This window comes from Serratia odorifera, from assembly GCF_041448735.1.
Taxonomy (GTDB): domain Bacteria; phylum Pseudomonadota; class Gammaproteobacteria; order Enterobacterales; family Enterobacteriaceae; genus Serratia_F; species Serratia_F odorifera.
In genome coordinates, this window is the sequence record NZ_JBGMUT010000048.1 from 1 (window position 1) to 755 (window position 755).

Consider the following 755-nt stretch of genomic DNA (forward strand, 5'->3'; position numbering starts at 1 on the left):
ATAATCATGTATGGAAAAGGAGATGGAAATAATGACTCAAAGCGCACCAGAATTTAAAGTTTTGCAAAGCATTGCATTTCTCGCTGTTGTTTTGCAAAGTTCCTTATTATATACAATGAATCAAGGAAATGTCTTACTTGAGCAATCTCTCATTATGGGCATGCTATTCAACCTTGCAAAATTCTCAGCACCAGCATTCATATTTATCGTTGGATTTCACTTAATTCGGCACTATACGAAGCAATTAGTATATAAAGAATATATTTCTGAAAAAGCGACACACTTACTCATTCCTTATTTCTTTTGGTCTATTCTTTACCTATTAACAACAAACGATCTTATTACATTACAAAGTGGAATAAAAAGTTTATTACTCGGAACAGCCGCGCCCCATCTTTGGTACGTTATTATGATGTTCCAAATTCACTTATTGTTCCCTTTACTATGCACACTTTTTTATTGGTTTCAAAAACGAACAGAAAATAAAAAAGACATATATAAATATATGACCTTTTTCGCGTGCCTATATTTTCTATTAATGTGGTTCTCTTCTCACTATATTTTTAATGGAGAAAAATTAACAAGTTCAACAATTTTACATTATACAGATCGATCATTTCTATTCTACTCATTCTATTTCGTTATGGGTGGCATTGCCGCTGTAGCACTAAAAACTTGGCGTCTATTCGTCATGAAACATATCCCGCTTATAACAATATTATTTTTCATCTTATTTTTATTCATCAATTATGAGT

General features: G+C 31.7%; 1 protein-coding gene. It reads left to right on the forward strand.

Annotated features, from left to right (window positions below):
- Positions 1–31: 31 nt before the first annotated feature.
- A partial coding sequence (locus ACCC84_RS23835) for an acyltransferase family protein (protein WP_371902425.1) occupies positions 32–755 on the forward strand: 724 nt, incomplete at its 3' end.